The sequence below is a fragment of the Streptomyces sp. NPDC058880 genome, from assembly GCF_042742535.1.
Classification (GTDB): Bacteria; Actinomycetota; Actinomycetes; order Streptomycetales; family Streptomycetaceae; genus Streptomyces.
This window is the reverse complement of sequence record NZ_JBHYMC010000031.1, coordinates 1-19,270: the sequence shown is the minus strand read 5'-3', so window position 1 is coordinate 19,270 and position 19,270 is coordinate 1. Positions and strand designations below refer to the sequence as shown.

The window sequence follows — 19,270 nt, the reverse complement described above, 5'->3', positions numbered from 1 at the left end:
CGACGCCCTCCCGGCCTCGGCTCGCGTCCACGTTCCACGCGTTCACGCCGCCCGGCCACACCTCGCCCGGTCACACCTCGCCGGCGGCGCCGCCCGAGGGCTCCTCCCCCTTCACATGAAGGATGTCTCGGGCCTGCTCCGCGGCGCGGGCGAGGCTTTCGGCGACGAAGTCGAGGAAGCGGGCGACGTTCTCCAGGCGGACGGCGGCCGGGGTACCGGGGCCGAGGACACCGGCACCCTGCCGGGCGATGTCGACCTGCTGGTTGAGGGAGCGGACGCTTGTGACCATCGACTGGTACCAGAGGTTCTCGTCGATGACGTAGCGCTCCCGGCGGCCCTCGTCACGCTCCCGGCGGACGAGAGCCTGCCCCTCCAGGAAGGCGATCGACTTGGAGATGGACGCCGGACTGACCTGGAGGCGCCGGACGAGCTCGGCGGCGGTCATGCTGCCGGAATCGGCGGTGAGGAGACAGACCATCACCCGCGCGGTCATCTTGTTCGACAGGCCCGACTGCATCATCACCGTGGTGAACTGCTCTTCGTACGCGGCCACCGCTCCGGGATCGCGGCCGTGCGGCAGGACGACCGGATCCGCGCTCGGGGGGACGGCGGTGCGGCGCCGGCGGGCGCGGCGCTCGGTGGCACGGTGGGCCTGGTCCGCCCGATAGCCGGAGGGGCCGCCGTTGCGCATGACCTCGCGGGTGACCGTGGAGGTCGGACGGTCCAAGCGCCTGGCGATCTCGGCATAGGCGAGGCCGTCGGCCACTCCCAGGGCGATCTGCCGGCGCTCCTGCTGCGTAAGCCTGCCTCCCGGCATCGCGGCCTCCCTCTGCATCCCGTGGAATCTCCACCCTAGCGTTCACCTCCATCTCATTGCAACGCAGCGCCACCCCCTTAGCTTTCACCTCGAAGCAGTTGCAACGAAATAGGGCCTCTGAGCTGCTCATATAGAGGCCGCATGCAATCGCGTGATTGCCGAAACTGCAAACGCAACGTAGCTTTTCTCTTATCGAAACCAGCGGGCCGCAGGGCGCCGCTGACGGAGAACGGAGAAGCACCATGCAGAAGTTCACCACCGCCGCCCCGATCGCCGCCGTCCTCGACATCCCCGTCGGACGCCTCCGCTTCATCGCCGCCGACCGCGCCGACACCACCGTCGAGATCCTCCCGGCCGACGCCTCCAGGGGCCGCGATGTGACGGCCGCCGAACGGACCACCGTCGCATACGCAGACGGCGTCCTGCGGATCGCCGCCGCTGCGCCGAGGAACCGGATCCTCGGCGGCTCCGGATCGGTCGAGGTGACCGTCAGGCTTCCCACGGGCTCCCGCGTCGAGGCCAGGACCGCCAGTGCCGAGATTCGGGGCGTCGGCCGGCTCGGGGACGTCACCATCGACAGCGCCCACGGCGCGATCAAGCTCGACGAGACCGCGGGCGCCCGACTCGCCCTCCAGGCCGGGGACATCACGGTCGGCCGTCTCGGCGGCTCCGCGGAGATCACCACCCAGAAGGGCGGCGTGCACGTCACCGAGGCCGTCCGCGGCACGGTCGTCCTGCGGACGCAGGCCGGCGACATCTCCGTCGGCGCCGCCCGCGGAACCCGTGCCACCCTCGACGCGGGCACCTCCTACGGCCGGATACGCAACGCCCTCACCAACGACGGCAGCGGCCGAGACCTCACCCTCCACGCCACCACCGCCTACGGCGACATCGCCGCCCGCAGCCTCTGACCCGCAGCGGCCCGAGCAGCCCGGTGTGACCGGCGTGACCGGCCCGGACGGCCGCCCGGGGCACAGCGGCCCCCCCGGGCAGCGCGCCTGAGCTGCGGCGCGTCACCACCCTGCTCTCCTGACCGTATGGCCTACACCCCGATGACCGCCCGCAGCCGAGACGAGGGCCACCGCGCCGCGACCCCGCTGGAGCTGTTCTTCGACCTCTGCTTCGTCGTGGCTGTCGCGCAGGCCGGAGCCCGGCTCGTGCACGCACTCGCGGAGGGCCATCCCGGTACCGGGGTGATCGGCTACTTCTTCGTGTTCTTCGGCGTGTGGTGGGCCTGGATGAACTTCACCTGGTTCGCCTCCGCCTACGACTGCGACGACGTGCCGTACCGGATCGCGACGCTCGTCCAGATCGCCGGCGTCCTCGTCTACGCGGCAGGGGTGGGCGAAGCCTTCGACGAGAACGACTGGGCGATCGCCGTCGTCGGCTACATCATCATGCGCGTGGCGCTGACGGCGCAGTGGCTGCGGGCCGCCGCCGGGGAGAGCGGCGCCGCCCGCACCGCCGCCCTGACGTACGCGGCCGGGCTGGTGATCTGCCAGGCCGGCTGGGTGGGGCTCCTCTTCGCGCCCGACGGCGCCAAGCGCTGGCTGTTCCTGGTGCTGGTCGCGGCCGAGCTGATGGTCCCGGTGATCGCCGAGCGCGGGCACCAGACGCCCTGGCACGCCCACCACATCGTCGAGCGGTACGGGCTGTTCACCATCATCGTGCTCGGCGAGACGATCGCGGCGAGCACGGTGGCCGTGAAGTCCGCGCTCGACGAGCACGAAGCCCTCGACCTGCTGCTCCCCATCGCCGCCGGCGGGCTGCTGATCGTGTTCGCCGCGTGGTGGATCTACTTCGCCGTGCCGATGCACCAGCACCTGACCTCCAACCGGGAGGCCATCCCGTGGGGCTACGGCCACCTGCTGATCTTCGCCTCCGGTGCGGCGATCGGCGCGGGCATCGAGGTCGTGGTCGAGCACGCGGTCGGCAAGGCGCACATCTCCCAGGTCTCCGCCAACGCATCCGTCATGGTCCCGGCCGCGGCCTTCCTCTTCATGGTGTGGCTGCTGCACTCGCGCCACTTCAAGCGCGGCCTCGCCCAGCAACTGGTGCTCCCGGTCTCCGCCGTGGTCACCCTCGCCTGCATCTGGACGGGCGCCTACGCCGTCCTCTACGCGGGACTCGTCGCGGTGGTCACGGTCACCGTCGGCCTGATCCTGGCCGAGCGGTCCGGCGCCGAGGTCCTGTAGCGGGCGGCGGCCCGACCGTCACTCCCGCGCCCCCGCCGCCGTTCTCAGCGCAGGACGAGCAGGACACACCGCACCGCACCGACTGGAGGCACGGCCATGACACTCCCGGCGCAACGCCACGGCACCGGACCCGGCGGGGAACTGGCCGAGCCGGGCTTCTGGCAGCAGCCGCCCGCACACCGGCTCGCCGTCTTCGCCCGCCTGCGCGCCGCCGAAGGCCCCGTGTTCGTGCCCGAGGGGGCCGGCCACTGGGCCCTCGTCCGACACGCCCACGTGCAGGAGGCCAGCCGGCTCCCCAAGGTCTTCGCCAGTGCCCCCGGAGTGACCACTCCCGAACCGGCCCGCTGGGTGCGGGCCCTGTTCGGCGACTCCATGGTCAACCTGGACGGCCCGGACCACGCCAGGCTCCGCCGGATCGTCCAGCGGGCCTTCACTCCCCGCCTGCTGGCTGCGGCCGAGGCCGACATCCACGCCGTGGCCGCCCGCATCGTGGACGACGTACTGGCCGACCGGCCCGACGAGTTCGTCTCGGCGGTGGCCTCCCGGCTGCCGCTGGAGGTCATCTGCAACATGATGGGCATCCCTGAGCGCTTCCGCGCCGAGATCGCCGACCGGGTCAACCATGCCTCCGAGAACATCGGCGTGGAACGCGGCCTGCTCTCCCGGCTGCGGATGCCCGGCCGCGGGCTGCGCGCGCTCGCCCGGATGCAGCGGATGGTGGCGGGCATCGGCAGGGAGCGGCGCAAGAACCCGGCCGACGACCTGATCTCGGCGCTGGTCTGCGCGAACGTCGACGGACAGGCCCTCGGGGCCCGCCAACTCGGCGCCTTCTTCTCGCTCCTGATGGTCGCCGGGGTGGAGACCACCCGCAACGCCATCACCCACGGGCTGACCCTGCTGACCGACCACCCCGGCCAACGGGACCTGCTGATGTCGGACTTCGAGACGTACGCGGACGGCGCGGTGGACGAGATCATCCGGCACTCGACGCCGATCATCCAGTTCCGCCGGACGGTGACCGCCGAGCACACCATGGGCGGCCGCGTCTTCCGGCCGGGCGAGAAGGTGGTCCTGTACTACGCCTCCGCCAACCGCGACGCGTCGGTCTTCCCCGACCCGGACGCCTTCGTGATCACCCGCTCGCCCAATCCGCACCTGGGCTTCGGCGGCGGCGGACCGCATTTCTGCCTGGGTGCGCACCTGGCCCGGGTGGAGATGAAGGCGCTCTTCCGCGAGCTGCTGACCCGGCCGGTCGGGCTGCGCGCGGTGGGCCTGCCGGACCTGGCGGGTTCCAGCTTCGACAATCGGGTCCGCTCGCTCGGATTCGTCTTCGAGCGGCCCTGACGGAGGACTCCGGGCGGAGATCCGGGGAAAGGGGCCCGGGCCGAGACCCGGCGGGAGCCCGCGGGAGGGGCCCGGCCACCGGGCAGGCTGGGAGCCCGGCGGCCGGAGCGGTGGGGCGGCCGGCTACTTCTGCAGGCGCCGCACGGAGAGCACGCAGTGGGCGCTGGCCGTGAGGACCTCCTCGTCGCCCGCGAAGGCCTGGAGGGTCGTCGCGTCGACGGGCCGCCCCGGGACCGCCTCGGGCCAGGCGCGCGTGGCGAAGAGGAAGTACACCTGCCCGCTCTCGTCGGCCGCGGCGACCCACTCGTCGGGGGCAGTGCACTGTGCGTTCATCCCGGGCAGGGTGAGCGCGATCTGGTTGCCCTCCAGCAGGATCTGCACCGGGAAGCCGGCGGGGTTGCGGGTGCCGTCCATGACGACGTCACCGATGGGCAGGCCGATCTCCTCCAGCAGCCCGCGAGCCGCCACCTCCCCGGCCTCCCGGCCGCCCGGGCCGTCGCCCAGGGTGTAGGCGAGGAGGTACGGGATGTCGTGTGCCTCGGAGGGGTCGCCGATCCAGGCGAGCACCGAAAGGGTGCCGAGCTGGGACCGGTCGATTTCGGCTTGAGTAGAAGTCATGCGCCGCACCCTAGTGGTCGCGCGCCCGGGCCTTTCACGGCCTTTCACCCGGGCGGGCTAGACAGCCCAGAATCCCTCTCCGACATTCGCCCGGATGTTCGTGTCCTGGTATTCCAGCCGCACAATGCGCGCGTTTTCTGGGATTTCGAACACCACCCACCCCTCTGCCCGCTCACCGACCTCCAGGGAATCGAAGACGATGGGTTTGCCGGTCGTCAGCTCACCGGTGGGCACCACCGGGTGGCGCTGCCCCGCGCCGTCGTGCGCCCACATGCGTCCGAGAGCCCCGTACGAGGCACCGCCCACGTTGACGAACGACATCGAGGCGGCCACCCAGCGCTTGCCGGCGGGCGGGGCGAAGTTCTTGTCGGCACTGATCGCCGGATCCACGTACGCACCGAGCACGACCTCCAGGTGGCGGCCCACCTGCGTGCCGTGCACCCGCAGGGCGTCACCCACATGGGCGTCCTTCGCGACCGGCCGTACGGGACCCTCCTCGCCCCCGGGAGCCCCGTCGTCCACCGGGACGGCCGGGGCCGCGGCCGGGGCAAGGGCGACTCCCTCGCGAGCGCCCTGGCAGGCGGAGGCACCGAACAGCAGCAGCGGGAGGAGGGCGAGGGCGGGGAGGGCGGGCTGGCGCATGCAAGATCCCTTCGGGGACGTATTGCGGCCAGTTTCACGCCCCCGGGCAGGCAAATGCACACACCGACACGAGTCCGGGGAGCGAACGCGTACGGCCACCTGCCAGCACAATGCGTTCCGGCGGAATACCGCCGTCCGCACCCTCTGGAGGAAGAATGCGCATCTCCCCCCGCCGAATGGCCCTCGCGGCCTTCTCCGCACTGGCCGCCACCACGCTGTTCTGTGCCCCGGCCGGCGCCACCGTTTTCAGTCAAGGTATTTCCGTGCATCACGACGCGTACGTCGCGGGCGACGGCACCGTCACCCTTTCCGGGTCCTACCACTGCGAGCAGGCTTCACCCTCGGGGGCGATGCAGATCAAGGCGACCGTCGAACACGAGGGCGGCCGGCTGAGCATCGGGGCGGAGCAGCCCGTCTGCGACGGCAAGGAGCGCCGGTGGGTGGCCACGGCCCCCGGCCGCTGGGTGGACGTGCGCCCGGGCCGCGCGGTGGTCACCGCCGAGCTCCAGGAGGTCCGGCTCTCGGGCCTGATGCCGAGGTCGGTCAGCACCGTCGCCCAGGACCGGCAGGACGTCGAGGTCCGCAGGCACTGAGGCCCGTGCGCAGCCCCGGCGCCTTCCCGGTAGCCGCCGCTACCGGGACCGGCACTCGGGCGCGACGCCCGTCATCGACATGAAGGCCACCGCCTGGCACCCGGGGTCCGCGTGCGGTCGTCCCGTCGTCCAGTCCACGGCCGTCGGCACTCCCGCGGCCAGCAGGAGCGCGGCGAGGATGCCGGTCACGGCACCCCGGCTCAGCCTGCGCACAGCGCGTTCCGTTCCATGGTCGGCATCATCGCCCCGGCCACCGCCGCCCACAACTCGGCGTGTACGGCCAGTCACCCGGCGCTCCGGGAGCTGTCGCCGATGTCGAACTCGCACCACACCGCCTTGCCGTCGCCCCGGGACTCCACGCCCCAGTGCGCGGCCAGGGCGTCCACCAGCAGCAGCCCGCGCCCCGTGGTGGCCGCCTCGCCCGGGCTTCGCCGGCGCGGCCACACGCTGGAGCGGTCCTTGACCCACAGCCGGATCCGCCGCACCGGCTCCGGCAGCACCTCCATGGTCAGCACCGCCCCGCCATCGGTGTGCAGGAGGGCATTGACCAGCAGCTCCCCCGCCGCCACCTCCACGTCGTCGGCGAGCTCCGGCACACCCCAGTCGCGCAGGGCCTGGCGCAGGGCGTAGCGGGCCTCACGGAGGCCTTCGGGATCCGCCTGGTGGATGTACTGGTGGATGCGCGGTGCCCGGTGGGTGCCGGGGTCGGGGGCCCTGCGCAGCACCAGCAGGGCCACGTCGTCGCCGGAGCCCCAGCGCTCCCACAGCCGGTCCGAGAGGTGGTCGGCGAGCGCCCCGGCGTCCTGCGGGCCGCTGCGCACCGCGTGGGCGAGAGCGTCCATGCCGGCGGTGATGGCCGTGCCGGGCTCCTCCACGAGGCCGTCGGTGCACAGGACGAGCGTCTCGCCCGGGACCAGGTCGAGCTGGGTCTCCGGGAAATCCTCCTGCTCGAAGGCTGAGGCCAGGCCCAGCGGCAGGCCGCCGCGGACGTTGGGCCAGCCCGTTCGCCCGTCCGTGTGGCGGATCAGCGGGCCGAGGTGGCCCGCCCGGACCGCGCGTACGCCGCCGGTCTCCAGGTCCACCTGCGCGTACAGGCAGGTGGCGAAGCGCTCGGTGTCCAGTTCGGCGAGGAAGCGCGAAGCCCGCGCCAGCACGGTGGACGGCGGGTGTCCCTCCCCGGCGTACGCCCGCAGCGCGATCCGCAGCTGGCCCATGATGGCCGCGGCGTGCGTGTCATGGCCCTGGACGTCGCCCACCACGATGCCGACCCGGTTGCGGGGCAGTGCGATCACGTCGTACCAGTCGCCGCCGACCTCCCGCCCGCTCCACGCGGCGTGGTAGCGGACCGCGATCTCCCCGCCGGAGATCTCCGGGATCCGGCGCGGCAGCATGGCCGCCTGCAGGCCCGTCGCGAACTCCCGCTCCTGGTCGAAGAGCAGCGCCCGCTGGAGCGACTGGGCGACGATGCCCGCCAGGCCCAGGCACAGGTTGCGCTCCTCCGGACTGAACTCCTCGCGGTGCCGGTAGAAGAGGACCAGCCCGCCGATGGCCTTGGCCTGGGCGATCAGCGGCAGGTAGGCGGCGGCGTCGAACCGGATGCGGCCGAGGTAGTCCGCGAGCAGCGGGAACTCTTCGCCGAGCTCGGTGAGCGAGGTGACGAAACGTGCCTGCCGGGTCAGCACCGCGTGCGAGAGCGGCAGCGACCCGTCCATCCGGGTGAACCTGCGCTCGCTGAGGATCTCCAGCGACTCCCCGCTCAGCGCGATGATCTTCATGGTGCCGCCCTCGACCAGCCCTAGGGCCAGCCCGTCGGCTCCGAGCCGCTCCAGCGCGCCCGCGCCGGTCAGCGCTGCCGTGACGTCGTCGACCGTCACCGCCCGCGACAGGGCCTCGGTGGTCCGCTGCACGATCGTGGTCTGCTGGGCGCGCGCCGCCTCCAGCTTGCGCAGCAGCGTCGCGTGGGCCAGCTCGGCGGCAGCGTCCCGGACGATCCCGGCGATGTGCGGGGGCTGTCCCTCGGTGCCCCGCACCACGCGGCCCGTGGTGTGCGTCCACTGGTCCCTGCCGTCCCGCCGGTGCACGGTGAAGTACGCGCCGAAGGTCTCCCCGCCCTCCGCCAGCACCCCGGCGATGGTCTCGCGGAGCCGGGCCGCGTCCTCGGGCCGGACGCGCTGCGCGGCGCTCTCCGGGGTTCCGTCGTACTCCCCCGGCTCCACGTCGAACACGGCCATGGCGGCCGCGTCCAGCGCCACCGTCCCCGAGTTCAGGTCCCACTCGAAGCTGCCCATGCCGTTCAGCGCGAGCCGCTCCCCGGCATCGGTCACGGGGGTCCGCCGGGCCGGCCCGGGTGCGTCGCGCTCCGCCGCTGCCACCGTCCGCGCCTCCTAACGGCCGGGCCAGCAGGGCTGGGAGATCAGCCGCTCCCACTCCTCGTCGGGGTGCCCCGGAAGAGTGCGCCCGGCCTCCCGCCAGCGCCGGACGACGGAGAGGTAGATCGTGGCCGGGTCGGTGGCGGCGGCCGTCGCGTACGGACCCGCGTACCCGCCCGGGTACGGACCCGCGTACCCGCCCGAATGCTGGCTCGGATAGGAGCCCGCATGCGGGCCCGGATAGGAGCCCGGGTACGCGGGACGGTCGTGCCCGGCGGGCCCGGACGTGGCGGACTGTTCGCCGCGGCTGGCGGGAATGCGTACCCAGCCGCGGCCCTGTGCTCGCTCCGCACTCATCACGGACCCCTATCTGACCGCGGTTCTCACCGCAGGTACGTCTTCGGATGCCCCGGGGGCACCCCCGGGCCCGGCCCGGGGGAAGCGACCCGGTCCCATCGGGCGACACCGGGCGGGCCCGGCCGCGGACGCCGGGCACCGAGGCGTTTGCGGACTCCTGCCACCAGTCTCCCCGCCGTGAAGCCCGCTCCGTGCACGAATCGCATGGAAGGGCCGAATGAGGGAGCCGCCAACAGCCCGGCGAAGAACAGTCCGGGCCATGAGGACTCGAAGCCGGGGCCCAGTTCCGGGGCCCTGCCGCCGCCCACGGTCCGCAGCGCGGCGCGCAGGGGGGCGTCGAGCATCCCCAACCGGGCCAGGTCGGGGACGAAGCCGGTGGCCGCGATGACGTGGGAGACGTCCAGGACCGTGGATTCACCCGCCGGTGTGGTCAGCCCGAGCCGGGTCCGCTCGCCCGCCGCCACCGCCCGGTGCAGCCGGTGCCCGAGGAGCGCCGGCACCCGCCGCTCGAAACGGTCCCGCAGCCACCAGGCGCCGGCCGGGCCCAGCGCGGTCGCCGCGATCCGCTCCCGGGTGTGCGCGGGCAGCCGGCGCACCGCCCACGGCAGTTCCGACCACACCCAGCTGCGCCAACCCGTGCCGAGACCGCTGTGCGGCTCGCGCAGAGCGCGCAGCGCAGGCCTGGCCAGGGGCTGCGGGACGGTGTTCCAGTTCAGCCGGGAGCGCCGGGCGACCAGGCACGGCCGGGCCCCCCGCTCGGCCAGCAGGGCGGCGGTCTCCAGCGCCGCCTGCCCGGCTCCGAGCACGGCGACGTCATGGCCGGCGAAGCCGGACAGGTCCCGGTGGCCGCTGCTGTGCGAGTAGTGGGCGGGCGGGAGGTCCGCCAGCGCCTCGGGGTACTGGGTGAAGGGCATCACCCCGACCGCGACGGCGACCGTGCGGGCGAGCAGGGGCGGTCCCTCGGCGGTGCGGACGCGAAAACCCTCCCCCTCCGGGGTCACCTCCGTGACGGTCACCTCCTCCACCGGCGGCCCTGCGTGCCGGGCGAACCACATCCCATACGCGCTGAACGTGCCGATGGGCAGCGGAGTGCCGTGTTCCGCGACCGTTCCCCGGGAGGCGCAGTACTCGGCCAGGGTGTGCCGCCCGTCCGGCGCGGACAGGTTGGAGGACCAGGGCTCCGACTTCAGGTACATGCCCTCGGGCATGTGGTCGCGCCACGCGGCCATGGGCCGCCCCAACAGCCGTACGCCGAGCCCCGCGGCGGCCGCGTGGGCGGCGATCGACAGCCCGTACGGGCCGGCTCCGATCACCACGAGATCGTCGGTCCGAGTCACGGTCGCTCCTCCAACACCTTGGACACCCGCCCGGCCCCGACCGCCGGTCCGGGCCCGGTCAACGGGTCACCAGTTCGTCCGGCTCGGCCGACGCCTCCGGCGGGGCGGGGCGGGAGACCGACCCGGCGGAGGCCGCGCCCGGCTGCTCCCGCCCGCGCTGCCGCGGCGCGCGGACGACCGCGCGCGCGGTGCGGCGGCCCTGCGCCGGGACACCCCGCAGGACCCGGGCCCCCTTGGCCGCGCCGCGTCCCAGGAACGCCGCGAGCATGGACAGGAACGGCCGGACGTCGTCCGACGCGAACCAGGCGGGCTCGACCTGCCCCCGCTCGGCAGCCGCTCCCGTCCTCGGGGGCGCGGGGGCCGTCGCCGGCCGGCGCCGCGGCAGGGACCGGCCCCGGACCGCCGCCAGCAGCGCGTAGTTCTCCGCGACGAAGACGCGGCCGGCGCCGCCCGAGGGCTGCGGGACCTGCTGGCCCGTCAGATCCAGGTACATCGCCTGGACCACGTCCATTCCCGTCGCGTCCGTGAACAGCCTGAACTGCGCGCCGGGGCGCGGGTTGAAGTCCACCAGCCGGAAGACCCCGCGCTCGTCCCGGCGGAAGTCCAGGTCCAGGATGCCCTGGTAGCCGAGTCGTTCGGCGAGCCGCAGTGCCGCCTCCTCCACCGCCGGGTCGGGCAGCCAGCGCCCCACCGCCGTCAGCCCCGTGCGCACCGGCCAGGACAGCTCCTTGCGACCCGAACCGGCGAGCAGCGGACGCCCGCCGTGGGTGAAGGCGCCGTGGAAGAACCAGTCGGTGTCGGGCCCGGCCGGCAGGAACCGCTGGAGCAGCAGCCTGCTCCCCGCCTCCGCGGAGCGCTCGTACAACCGGCGCGCTTCGGCGGTGGTCTGCACGAGCGTGGTGCTGCGCAGCCCGTCCGCCCCGGTGGGCAGCAGCCACGGCCGGCTCCACTTGGCGACCACCGGCAGGCCCAGCCGCCAGGCCGCGTCCGCCGCCTCGGCCCCGCTCGCCGGGACCACGGTCTCCGGGTGCGGGACGTCCCAGCGCGCGCACAGCCGCGACAGCTCGGCCTTGTCGGCCACCCTGGCGGGCAGGTTGTCGGGCTGATGGGGGATCCGGAAGCGCTCGCGGAGCAGCGGCGCGACCCGGGACACGGCGATGGCGCTCAGGTCGTCCATCGCGATGAGCACGGCCGGACGGCCGATCAGTTCCGACACCCTGGTCAGGCACTCCAGCAGGGCTTCGGGGGCCTCCGGGTCCAGCCCGCCGGCAGGCCCGGGATGCACGGCGCGCAGGTACCGCGAACGCACCATGGGACCTCCTCCGGCCGCGACGACGGCATGGACCTCCACGCCCTTGCGGCCAAGGGATCTGACGGCGCCGAGGGTTCCGTGGTGGAACGGATTGCGGTCGAGTCTGAGCACAACGGCGGGCACATGGTTGAGATGCGCGTGCATGGCAACGGTGTCTTTCACCTAGTCGGACCAAGCGGGAGTGGTGTGCAGCTGCTAATGGCCTAGGCGGCAGTCACCGAACAGGCCGTTCGTCAGATCTGATGCCTAACGTCTTGGACAAGCACACCGATTCAGGAAAGCTCGGGAGACGCCATGCCCAGACCACGCCGCCGACTGGCGGGCACCTGCATCGGCACGGTCACGGCCGGACTGCTCGCCACCGGGGCCGCCCTCGCGGCGCCCGACGAGGACCGGATCAAGGACTCCGGCACCGCCATGGGCGCCTATCTCGACTACGGCCCCAGTGGGGTGGCCCGCATCCCGCACCTCTCGCGCTGGCTGGGCGGCCGGGAGATCCGGGTCGGCCACACCTATCTCCCCGGAGACCAGTGGGCCGGCATCGAGGGCCGGGTCTCCTTCCTGGAGGACTGGGCGCGCTGGCGTCTGGCGGACGACGACCGGATGTTCGTCCTCAACGTGCCCATGCAGGCGCGCAACGAGGCGCGGGTGCCCGACCAGCAGGTGGCCCAGCTGATCCGGGCGGGCGCGCGGGGCGAGCACGACGAGCACTTCCGCAGGCTGGCCCAGCGGCTGGTGTCGCTCGGTGTCCCGGACACGGTGATCGTGCTCGGCTGGGAGATGAACGGCGTCACCTACACCCACCGGTGCCGTCCCGATCCGGCGAACTGGAAGCTGTACTGGCGGCGCGTCGTCACCGTGATGCGCTCCGTGCCCGGCCAGGAGTTCAAGTTCGACTTCGCCCCGAACCGCGGTACGGACGCGATCGGCTGGACCAAGTGCTATCCGGGCGACGGCTACGTCGACATCATCGGGATGGACTCCTACGACCAGGGGCCCGGCCAGACCTTCGACGACCAGATCTCCCAGCCGTACGGGCTCCAGCAGCACGTCGACTTCGCACGGGCCCACGGCAAGGCGATCTCGTACCCCGAGTGGGGCCTGTTCCGGCGCGGTGACAACCCGGAGTACGTGCGACGCATGCTCCAGTGGATCGCGCAGCACAAACCGCTCTACCACACGATCACCGACTACTGCCCGCACGGTGTGTGGCAGTGCAAGCAGAACCCCGCGTCCACGAAGGTGTTCCGGGACGCGCTGACGCCCGAGGCGCCCGGCCCGGTGGTGCCGACTCCGGTGGTGCCGACCCCGGTCGTGCCCACACCGGTCGTGCCCACGCCCGTGGTGCCGACGCCGGGCGTTCCCACACCTCAGGTCCCGACCCCGCAGGTCCCGACCCCGCAGGTCCCGACGCCTCAGGTCCCGACCCCGCAGGTCCCGACGCCTCAGGTCCCGACCCCGGACGTCCCGACCCCGGACGTCCCGACCCCGCAGGTCCCGACCCCGGAGGCCACCGAGCCCTCCCCGGTGGAACCGAGCCCGGCCGTGCCGAGCCCCGAGGTGCCGCTTCCGGTGACCCCGAGCCCGCTCGTGCCCTCCCCCGTCGCACCGAGCCCGGAGGCCCCCGAGCCCGTCACCCCCAGCCCCGAAGTGCCCAGGCCCTCGCCCGTGACGCCCTCTCCCGTGGCCACGGCGCCCGTCACGCCGGGCCCGGTCGTACCGAAGCCCCAGCCCACTCCGGTCAAGCCCGCGCCCCAGCCGCAGCAGCCTCCCCTCGGCAGCCGGCAGTGGTGCGTGCCGGTCAACCTCGGCGAATGGCTGTCCAAGCTCGTCGGCAAGCAGTCGGTCTGCTTCAAGATCGACCTGGGGGACGGCTCCGGCTTCTGGCCCTTCTAGCCGGTTCATCGCACCCGCAGTTCGTTGAGCCGCGCCCGCCAGTCCCTGGCGGCCGGCAGCGCCTCGCGCAGCGCGTCCACCGCCCGCTCGCGCCCCGTCAGCTGCGACTCGTGCAGTCGCAGCAGGGGCGCGAGCGCGGTCGTGGCCATCAGGAAGCGCTGGTTGACGACCGTCGCCGGCCGCCAGTGGTTCTTGTAGGGCTCGTTGCCCCGCAGGAAGCTCACCACCGGCCGGCCCTCCGCCAGCGCCCGCCCGGCCTCGTAGCGCAGCAGCAGCGTCGCCACGTCCACCTTGCGCGCCCGCAGGTCCGGGTCCGCGCCGTAGAGGTAGCCGCCGCTGAGCCCCGCGGACAGCAGCGTGACGTTGGCCGCCACCACCTTGCCGTCCAGCCGGAACTCCGTGAGCCGGCCCTGGCCGGCCCGCACCATCCGGCGGGTGGCCCGGGTGAGGTGCTCGGCGAAACGGGGGCGCAGGTGCTCCGGCGTCACCCCGCGGCCGCGCCACTGCTTCTCGTGCAGCCGCAGCAGGTTCCGTACCGCGCGCGGCACCTCCTGCTCGGTGGCCTCGTGCTCCTCGATGCCCGCCGCGTCGGTCTTGCGCAGCTTCGCCCGCACCCGCTGGGCGCCGGATGCCGGCATGCGCTTGACCAGTTCATCGAACGGCAGCGTCGGCAGCTCCATGCACGTGGAGTCGGCGAGCCTGCTGCCGATCCCGGGCCACTGCCGGTACAGCTCCTCGGCGGCGGCCCCGGGGCGCACTTCCCGCAGGTCGACCACGGCACCGCGCGCGGCCCGGTGCAGCCCCTGGGCCAGCGCCGGGACGACCTGGTCGGCGTGCTCGTCGGCCACGAGCACGTCGAAGTAGTCGGTGATCGGACCGCCGAGGGGGACCAGCAGCGGGATCGGCCGGTGTACGAGCATCAGGGCGGCCGCGCCGACCAGTTCCCCGCCGCGCCGGACGAGGACGATTCGGAGCCGGCCCTCCTTGCCGTACGACAGCCACCAGGAGTGCAGCCAGGCGTGGCTCTGGAAGGGGGTGGCGGTGGGACAGGCGCGGACGAGCCGGTTCCACGGCTCCTCCAGCGCGGCGAACTGCCGGGGGTCTCGGCACAGCGTCACCGACAGGGCCCCGGCGGAGCCCGGCTTCATCGCACGGACTCCTTCTCCTTGACCGAGGCCGGCTCACCCTGGGCGGGAAGGGTGGCGTACTCCTCGGCCGGGGCCCCGGTCACGCGCTCCGCCGCCGGGCCGGCCGCGGGCCCGGCCAGGCCCTCCTCCGGGCGCCGGGCGCGGCCGGGCCGGGCGAGCAGCCACAGCCCGCCCAGCAGCCCGCCGGCGCAGAGCCCGACGGCACCGCTGACGGCGGCGGACGGGGAGGCGGGGTCGGTGGGGGCCACGGCCTGGTTGAAGAGCAGGAGCTGCACGCCGGTGTTCTTCGCGGCCTGGTTGCTGCTCAGCGACAGGGCGTCGGCGACGGCGTTCGCGATGTCGGCTGCCTCGCCGGGGCTCTTGGACGTGCCGGTGATGGCAATCATGGGGGACTCGGGGGAGGTTTCGGCCCGCACCTGGGTGCGCAGCTCGCGCGCGGTGATGCCCGCCCGGGGCTGCGCGTAGGCGAGGGTGGAGCTGCTGGTGGCGATACGGGCGTACGCCTGCGCGAAGCCGAGGGCGGTGGCGGGCTGGGTGGTGTCGTCGGGAACGGCGACGACATAGCTGGTCGCGGCATACTCGGGAGCCTTGATCAGCCCGTACGCCCCGCCGGCGGCGAGCCCCAGCACGGCGCAGGCGGGCAGCGGCCACCACACCGGGGGCCGGGTGAGGCGCCTCCTGGGCCTCTTTCCGGAACGGTGGTCGGCCTTGCGCTCCGGCTTCTTCTCGGACGTCCCGCTCTTCTCGGTCTTCGCTGTCTTCGCTGTCCTCTCTGCCTTCTCGATCTTCGTCTCGGCGGTGTCGGCCATGTGCGTGCTCGCTTCCTGGAGGGAGGTGGGTTCCTGCGGGTCCCGGCCGGGACCCCTTCCGGGACCCCTTCGGGGGTGGGGATCAGCCACGGGGGCCCGGGGTGCGCCGCGGGGTGCCGGGGCCGGGCACCGTCAGTCCCGCCGCCGGTCCCGGGGCGGGCTCCGGGGCGGAGCCCGGGCCCCGGTCCGGGGCAGGGTCCGGCCCCCTCGGGCCCGGCGCGGTCGAGAGGGCGAGGTCGTACACGTCCAGCAGCCGACGTGCGCTGCGGGCGATGTCGTAGCGGCGCACCACCGGGGGCGGGGGCAGTCGGCGCGCACCCGCCTCCATGTGGCCGCGCAGCGCCGCGACCAACTCCTCGGTGCCGGTCCCGATCCGGCGCGCTCCGGGGGCCTCGGACGCGGGCAGGTCGTCGATGGCCGGGCAGGTCACGTGCAGGACGGGAAGTCCGGCGGCCAGGGCCTCGACGACGGCGAGCCCGAAGGCCTCCTCCCGCGACGGCGAGACGAAGACGTCCATGGCGGCCAGCAGGGCCGGGATGCCGGGGGTGCGGCCGTCCGCGCTGTCGCCCAGGGGGTCCCGCTCCCCCAGCAGGTGGATACGGCTCTGTGCGCCGAGCTCGGCGGCCAACCGGCGCAGCCCCGCCCGCTGCGGGCCGTCCCCGACCAGCAGCAGGTGTGCGCCCGGCAGCGCGGCGATGGCCCGCACCAACACGTCGAACCGCTTGCCCGGGACCAGCCGGCCGACCCCGCCGACCACGAAGGCCCGCTCGGGCAGCCCGGTGCGGGCCCGGGTCGCCCGGCGGACAGCCTCGTCGAAATGGAAGCGGACGGCCTCGATCCCATTGGGTACGACGTGGACCCGCGCGGCCGGCACCCCCCATCCCTCCAGCCGGGCGGCCACGGTGTCCGACACCGCCACGGTCGCCGCGCCCAGGCGTTCGCTGGCCAGGTACAGCGCGCGCACCCCGCCCGAGAGCGGCCGGCCCTCGATCTCGCCCTCGCCGAGGGAGTGCTCGGTGGCGACGGTCGCGCCGGTGCCCGCGAGCCGGGCCGCGAGGCGCCCGTACACGCAGGCCCGGTACAGGTGCGTGTGCACGAGGTCGTACTGGCCGCGCCGGATGAACCGCACGAGTCGCGGCAGCGCCCCCAGGTCCCGGTTGCCGCGCATCCCGAGGTGCACGACCCGTACGCCGTCGGCCCGCAGCCCCTCGGCCACCGGTCCGGGATTGGTCAGCGTCAGCACGTCGCACCGCATCGGCATGTGACGCAGCATCAGCCGCAGTTGCTGCTCCGCGCCGCCGACACCGAGGCCGGTGATGACGTGCAGGGCCTTGACCTCCTCGATCGGCTTCACCGGTGCACCGCCCGGCGCAGCACCGCGACCCGGTGGCGCACCTGCTTGACCCGCAGCCGGGTGGCGCCGTCGGCCTGGCTGACGTGCGTGCGCGGCAGGGCGTGCGGGCCGGCGAGCCGGCCGGGGTCGATGGCGCAGGCGTATCCGTAGCCGGCCGCCCGCGTCGCGTCGACGACGCGGGCGTCGAGGTGGCCGTAGGGGTAGCAGAAGCCCTCGGGCACGGTTCCGGTCAGCTCCCGCAACAGGTCACGGCTGCCGCGCAGTTCCTGCTGGAGCACGTCGTCGGCGGCCGCGGTGAGGTCCTGGTGGAGCAGGCCGTGCGAGCCGATCTCCTGTCCGGCAGCGGCGACCTGGCGGATTCCCTCGGCCGTGAGCAGGGACTTGCGCGGCCCCAGCGGGTCCCACACGTTGTCCACGCCGAGCCGGCCGGGCAGCACGAAGAGGGTCGCGGTGCAGTCATGGCGCTGGAGCAGCGGCAGCGCACGGGTCAGGAAGTCGGTGTAGCCGTCGTCGAAGGTCAGGCCGACGAGCCCGGCTCCGTGTCCGGCCGCCCGGGCCCGCAGCAGCTCGCCGACCGACACCCCGCGCAGGCCCCGGGAGCGCAGCCACAGCAGCTGGGCCTCCAGGGCGCGCGGGGTGACGGTGATCCCGTACGGGTCCTCGGCGGGGTCGGTGAACTCGGCGACCGAGTGGTACATCAGGACCCAGGGCGATGCGGTCCGGCGGGCGGGTACCCCCACGGCGGCGGGGGCCGTGTCGGTGTCAGCGGGCATTGCGGAACCTCTGCGTGAACTGGGAGATCTGATCGGGCAGGGCGGTGACTTCGAGGGCGCGTATGGCTGTGCCGGTGGCGCCGAACATGGCCGGTACCAGCAGGCAGCCGAGGCCGGCGCTGAGCAGCGGATCGGGGATCATCGGCCCGGCGATCCAGCCGGTGGCGCATGCGGCGGCGGCAGCCACCGCGAGCCGCCCGATGCCGGCGGCGACCCGGCGGACGTGGATGTCGATGATCCGCGGGCCCAGACCGGTGAGCAGCAGGGCGGCGGCGGTGGAGATGCCCGCGGCGTTGGCGGCGGCGATCCCGTACGTGCCCCACCAGCGGACGGCGAAGGCTCCGGCCACGATGTTGACGAGTAGTCCGGCACTCATCGCGAGCGCCGGGAACCAGGTGGGCCGGGCGGTCGAGAAGAAGGGCCGGGACAGCGCCCCGACGAGGCAGTGGCCGAGCAGTCCGAGTCCGTAGACCCGCATGACGGAGGCGGTGGCGAGGGTGTCCTCATGGGAAAAGGCGCCCCGTTCGAAGAGGACCTGGATGATCTGGGGGGCGTAGCCGATGACGAGCGCGGAGCCCATCAGGACGGCGAGCGAGGCCAGCGCCAGGTCGCGCTCCACGCGCCGGCGGGCCTTCTCCCGCTCGCCGCCGGCCATCGCCTGGGCGACGACGGGAAAGGTGACGGTGCAGATCATCAGCGACAGCACCATCGGCATCTGCGCGACCTTCTGCGCGTAGTTGAGGTGGGAGATCGCCCCGGAGGGGAGCGAAGCGGCCAGGAACCGCTCGACCAGCACCTGCGACTGGCGGAAGACGGCGAAGAGGACGACGGGGGCGATGACCCCGAACGCGATGAGGGTGGGGCGGTCGCGGTCGCGCTGGCTGCGCGGGGCGGCGGCCCGTCTGACCCGGGGCGGTCCGAAGCCCACGTTGCGGATGAAGGCGGGGAGTTGGACGAGCGCCATCAGCAGCCCGCCGACGGCGACGCCCGCGGCGGCGGCCCGCACACCCCACAGGGAGTGGAGGGCCACCATCGTGCCGATGATGCCGATGTTGTACGAGACGTAGATCGCGGCGGGCGGCAGGAAGGAGCGGTGCGCGCGCAGCGCGGCGCTGAAGTAGCCGGCGATGCCGAAGGAGAGCACGGTCAGCGCGGTCAGACGGGTGCACTCGACGGCCAGTGCGGGGTCGGGCAGGCCGGGCGCGAGCACGGCGACGACGGCCGGAGCGGCGACGACGAGGAGGGCGGCGACGACGGCCAGGAACACGACGAGCCGTGGCAGGGTCGCCCCGACCAGCATCCGTACGGGGTCCTGGGCGCGGGCCTCCCTGCGGGTCAGCCCGGCCCGGCCGGCCGCCCGCCGGGCCAGGGCGTGGCTGAAGGCCGGGACCATCAGCAGCGCCATGGCGTCCTCGATCAGCAGCGTCGAGGCCATTTCCGGGAGGGTCCAGGCGATGAGGAAGGCGTCGCTGGCGTGACCGGCGCCGAAGAGGTGCGCGATGGTCTGGTCGCGCACCAGCCCGAACAGGGCCCCGGCGGCGGTGAGCCCGGCGGTCACGGCGGCGGCCTTGGCCAGGAACCGTCCGAGCGGCGCCCCTCCGCCCGCGGCGGACGCGGCCGGACCGCCCCGGCTGCGGGCCCGCCGGAACCGGCTCGCGCGGGAGGTGGCGGGAGCGGGCGGTTCGGCGGCGTCGCGGCGGACGCCG

At 73.8% G+C, this 19,270-nt stretch carries 18 protein-coding genes; 5 read left to right on the top strand and 13 right to left on the bottom strand.

Annotation, left to right across the window (positions count from 1 at the left end):
• Nucleotides 1-70: 70 nt before the first annotated feature.
• Nucleotides 71-817: a helix-turn-helix domain-containing protein gene (locus ACFW2G_RS18935; protein WP_384582785.1), complete on the bottom strand. Its 747-nt coding sequence runs from the start codon at nucleotides 815-817 to the stop codon at nucleotides 71-73.
• 242 nt (nucleotides 818-1,059) lie between these two features.
• Here ACFW2G_RS18935 and ACFW2G_RS18930 point away from each other — a divergent pair, with 242 nt between their 5' ends.
• From ACFW2G_RS18930 to ACFW2G_RS18920, 3 genes are all read left to right on the top strand, one after another.
• Entirely contained in the window at nucleotides 1,060-1,728 is a 669-nt protein-coding gene (locus ACFW2G_RS18930) for a DUF4097 family beta strand repeat-containing protein (protein WP_384582782.1), read from the top strand.
• A 126-nt stretch (nucleotides 1,729-1,854) separates the two neighbouring features.
• Nucleotides 1,855-3,012, top strand: coding sequence for a low temperature requirement protein A (locus ACFW2G_RS18925; protein ID WP_384450047.1), 1,158 nt, complete (start codon nucleotides 1,855-1,857; stop codon nucleotides 3,010-3,012).
• Nucleotides 3,013-3,108: 96 nt separating this feature from the next.
• Nucleotides 3,109-4,356: a cytochrome P450 gene (locus ACFW2G_RS18920; RefSeq protein WP_384450044.1), complete on the top strand. Its 1,248-nt coding sequence runs from the start codon at nucleotides 3,109-3,111 to the stop codon at nucleotides 4,354-4,356.
• 123 nt (nucleotides 4,357-4,479) lie between these two features.
• Here the strand turns inward: ACFW2G_RS18920 and ACFW2G_RS18915 are convergent, their stop codons facing one another.
• On the bottom strand, nucleotides 4,480-4,974 hold the full coding sequence (locus ACFW2G_RS18915) for a DUF5949 family protein (RefSeq protein WP_037925080.1): 495 nt from the start codon (nucleotides 4,972-4,974) through the stop codon (nucleotides 4,480-4,482).
• A gap of 57 nt (nucleotides 4,975-5,031) precedes the next feature.
• Nucleotides 5,032-5,616 (bottom strand): DUF4352 domain-containing protein, encoded by a 585-nt coding sequence (locus ACFW2G_RS18910; RefSeq protein WP_384450039.1) that lies wholly within the window; start codon nucleotides 5,614-5,616, stop codon nucleotides 5,032-5,034.
• Nucleotides 5,617-5,771: 155 nt separating this feature from the next.
• Here ACFW2G_RS18910 and ACFW2G_RS18905 point away from each other — a divergent pair, with 155 nt between their 5' ends.
• Nucleotides 5,772-6,209, top strand: coding sequence for a DUF6299 family protein (locus ACFW2G_RS18905; RefSeq protein WP_384450035.1), 438 nt, complete (start codon nucleotides 5,772-5,774; stop codon nucleotides 6,207-6,209).
• A gap of 39 nt (nucleotides 6,210-6,248) precedes the next feature.
• Here the strand turns inward: ACFW2G_RS18905 and ACFW2G_RS18900 are convergent, their stop codons facing one another.
• From ACFW2G_RS18900 to ACFW2G_RS18880, 5 genes are all read right to left on the bottom strand, one after another.
• Entirely contained in the window at nucleotides 6,249-6,422 is a 174-nt protein-coding gene (locus tag ACFW2G_RS18900) for a hypothetical protein (protein WP_172671370.1), read from the bottom strand.
• 71 nt (nucleotides 6,423-6,493) lie between these two features.
• Entirely contained in the window at nucleotides 6,494-8,581 is a 2,088-nt protein-coding gene (locus tag ACFW2G_RS18895) for a SpoIIE family protein phosphatase (RefSeq protein ID WP_384582779.1), read from the bottom strand.
• A 12-nt stretch (nucleotides 8,582-8,593) separates the two neighbouring features.
• Nucleotides 8,594-8,935 carry a hypothetical protein gene (locus ACFW2G_RS18890; protein WP_384582775.1) on the bottom strand — a complete coding sequence of 114 codons (342 nt, stop codon included), beginning with the start codon at nucleotides 8,933-8,935 and terminating at the stop codon, nucleotides 8,594-8,596.
• A gap of 26 nt (nucleotides 8,936-8,961) precedes the next feature.
• On the bottom strand, nucleotides 8,962-10,272 hold the full coding sequence (locus tag ACFW2G_RS18885) for an NAD(P)-binding domain-containing protein (protein WP_384582772.1): 1,311 nt from the start codon (nucleotides 10,270-10,272) through the stop codon (nucleotides 8,962-8,964).
• A 58-nt stretch (nucleotides 10,273-10,330) separates the two neighbouring features.
• Nucleotides 10,331-11,584 (bottom strand): ATP-grasp domain-containing protein, encoded by a 1,254-nt coding sequence (locus tag ACFW2G_RS18880; protein WP_384582769.1) that lies wholly within the window; start codon nucleotides 11,582-11,584, stop codon nucleotides 10,331-10,333.
• A gap of 294 nt (nucleotides 11,585-11,878) precedes the next feature.
• Here ACFW2G_RS18880 and ACFW2G_RS18875 point away from each other — a divergent pair, with 294 nt between their 5' ends.
• On the top strand, nucleotides 11,879-13,480 hold the full coding sequence (locus ACFW2G_RS18875) for a glycosyl hydrolase (protein ID WP_384582766.1): 1,602 nt from the start codon (nucleotides 11,879-11,881) through the stop codon (nucleotides 13,478-13,480).
• 5 nt (nucleotides 13,481-13,485) lie between these two features.
• Here the strand turns inward: ACFW2G_RS18875 and ACFW2G_RS18870 are convergent, their stop codons facing one another.
• From ACFW2G_RS18870 to murJ, 5 genes are all read right to left on the bottom strand, one after another.
• Nucleotides 13,486-14,628 carry a GNAT family N-acetyltransferase gene (locus ACFW2G_RS18870; protein ID WP_037925067.1) on the bottom strand — a complete coding sequence of 381 codons (1,143 nt, stop codon included), beginning with the start codon at nucleotides 14,626-14,628 and terminating at the stop codon, nucleotides 13,486-13,488.
• On the bottom strand, nucleotides 14,625-15,437 hold the full coding sequence (locus ACFW2G_RS18865; RefSeq protein ID WP_384582763.1) for a lipopolysaccharide biosynthesis protein: 813 nt from the start codon (nucleotides 15,435-15,437) through the stop codon (nucleotides 14,625-14,627). The genes ACFW2G_RS18870 and ACFW2G_RS18865 overlap by 4 nt, the downstream gene beginning before the upstream one ends.
• A gap of 82 nt (nucleotides 15,438-15,519) precedes the next feature.
• Nucleotides 15,520-16,791, bottom strand: coding sequence for a glycosyltransferase (locus ACFW2G_RS18860; protein ID WP_384582760.1), 1,272 nt, complete (start codon nucleotides 16,789-16,791; stop codon nucleotides 15,520-15,522).
• Nucleotides 16,788-17,564 carry a polysaccharide deacetylase family protein gene (locus ACFW2G_RS18855; protein ID WP_037925065.1) on the bottom strand — a complete coding sequence of 259 codons (777 nt, stop codon included), beginning with the start codon at nucleotides 17,562-17,564 and terminating at the stop codon, nucleotides 16,788-16,790. The genes ACFW2G_RS18860 and ACFW2G_RS18855 overlap by 4 nt, the downstream gene beginning before the upstream one ends.
• Nucleotides 17,554-19,270, bottom strand: a 1,717-nt coding sequence (gene murJ / locus ACFW2G_RS18850; RefSeq protein WP_384680989.1) for a murein biosynthesis integral membrane protein MurJ, incomplete at its 5' end; no start/stop codon positions are given. The genes murJ and ACFW2G_RS18855, both read right to left, overlap by 11 nt.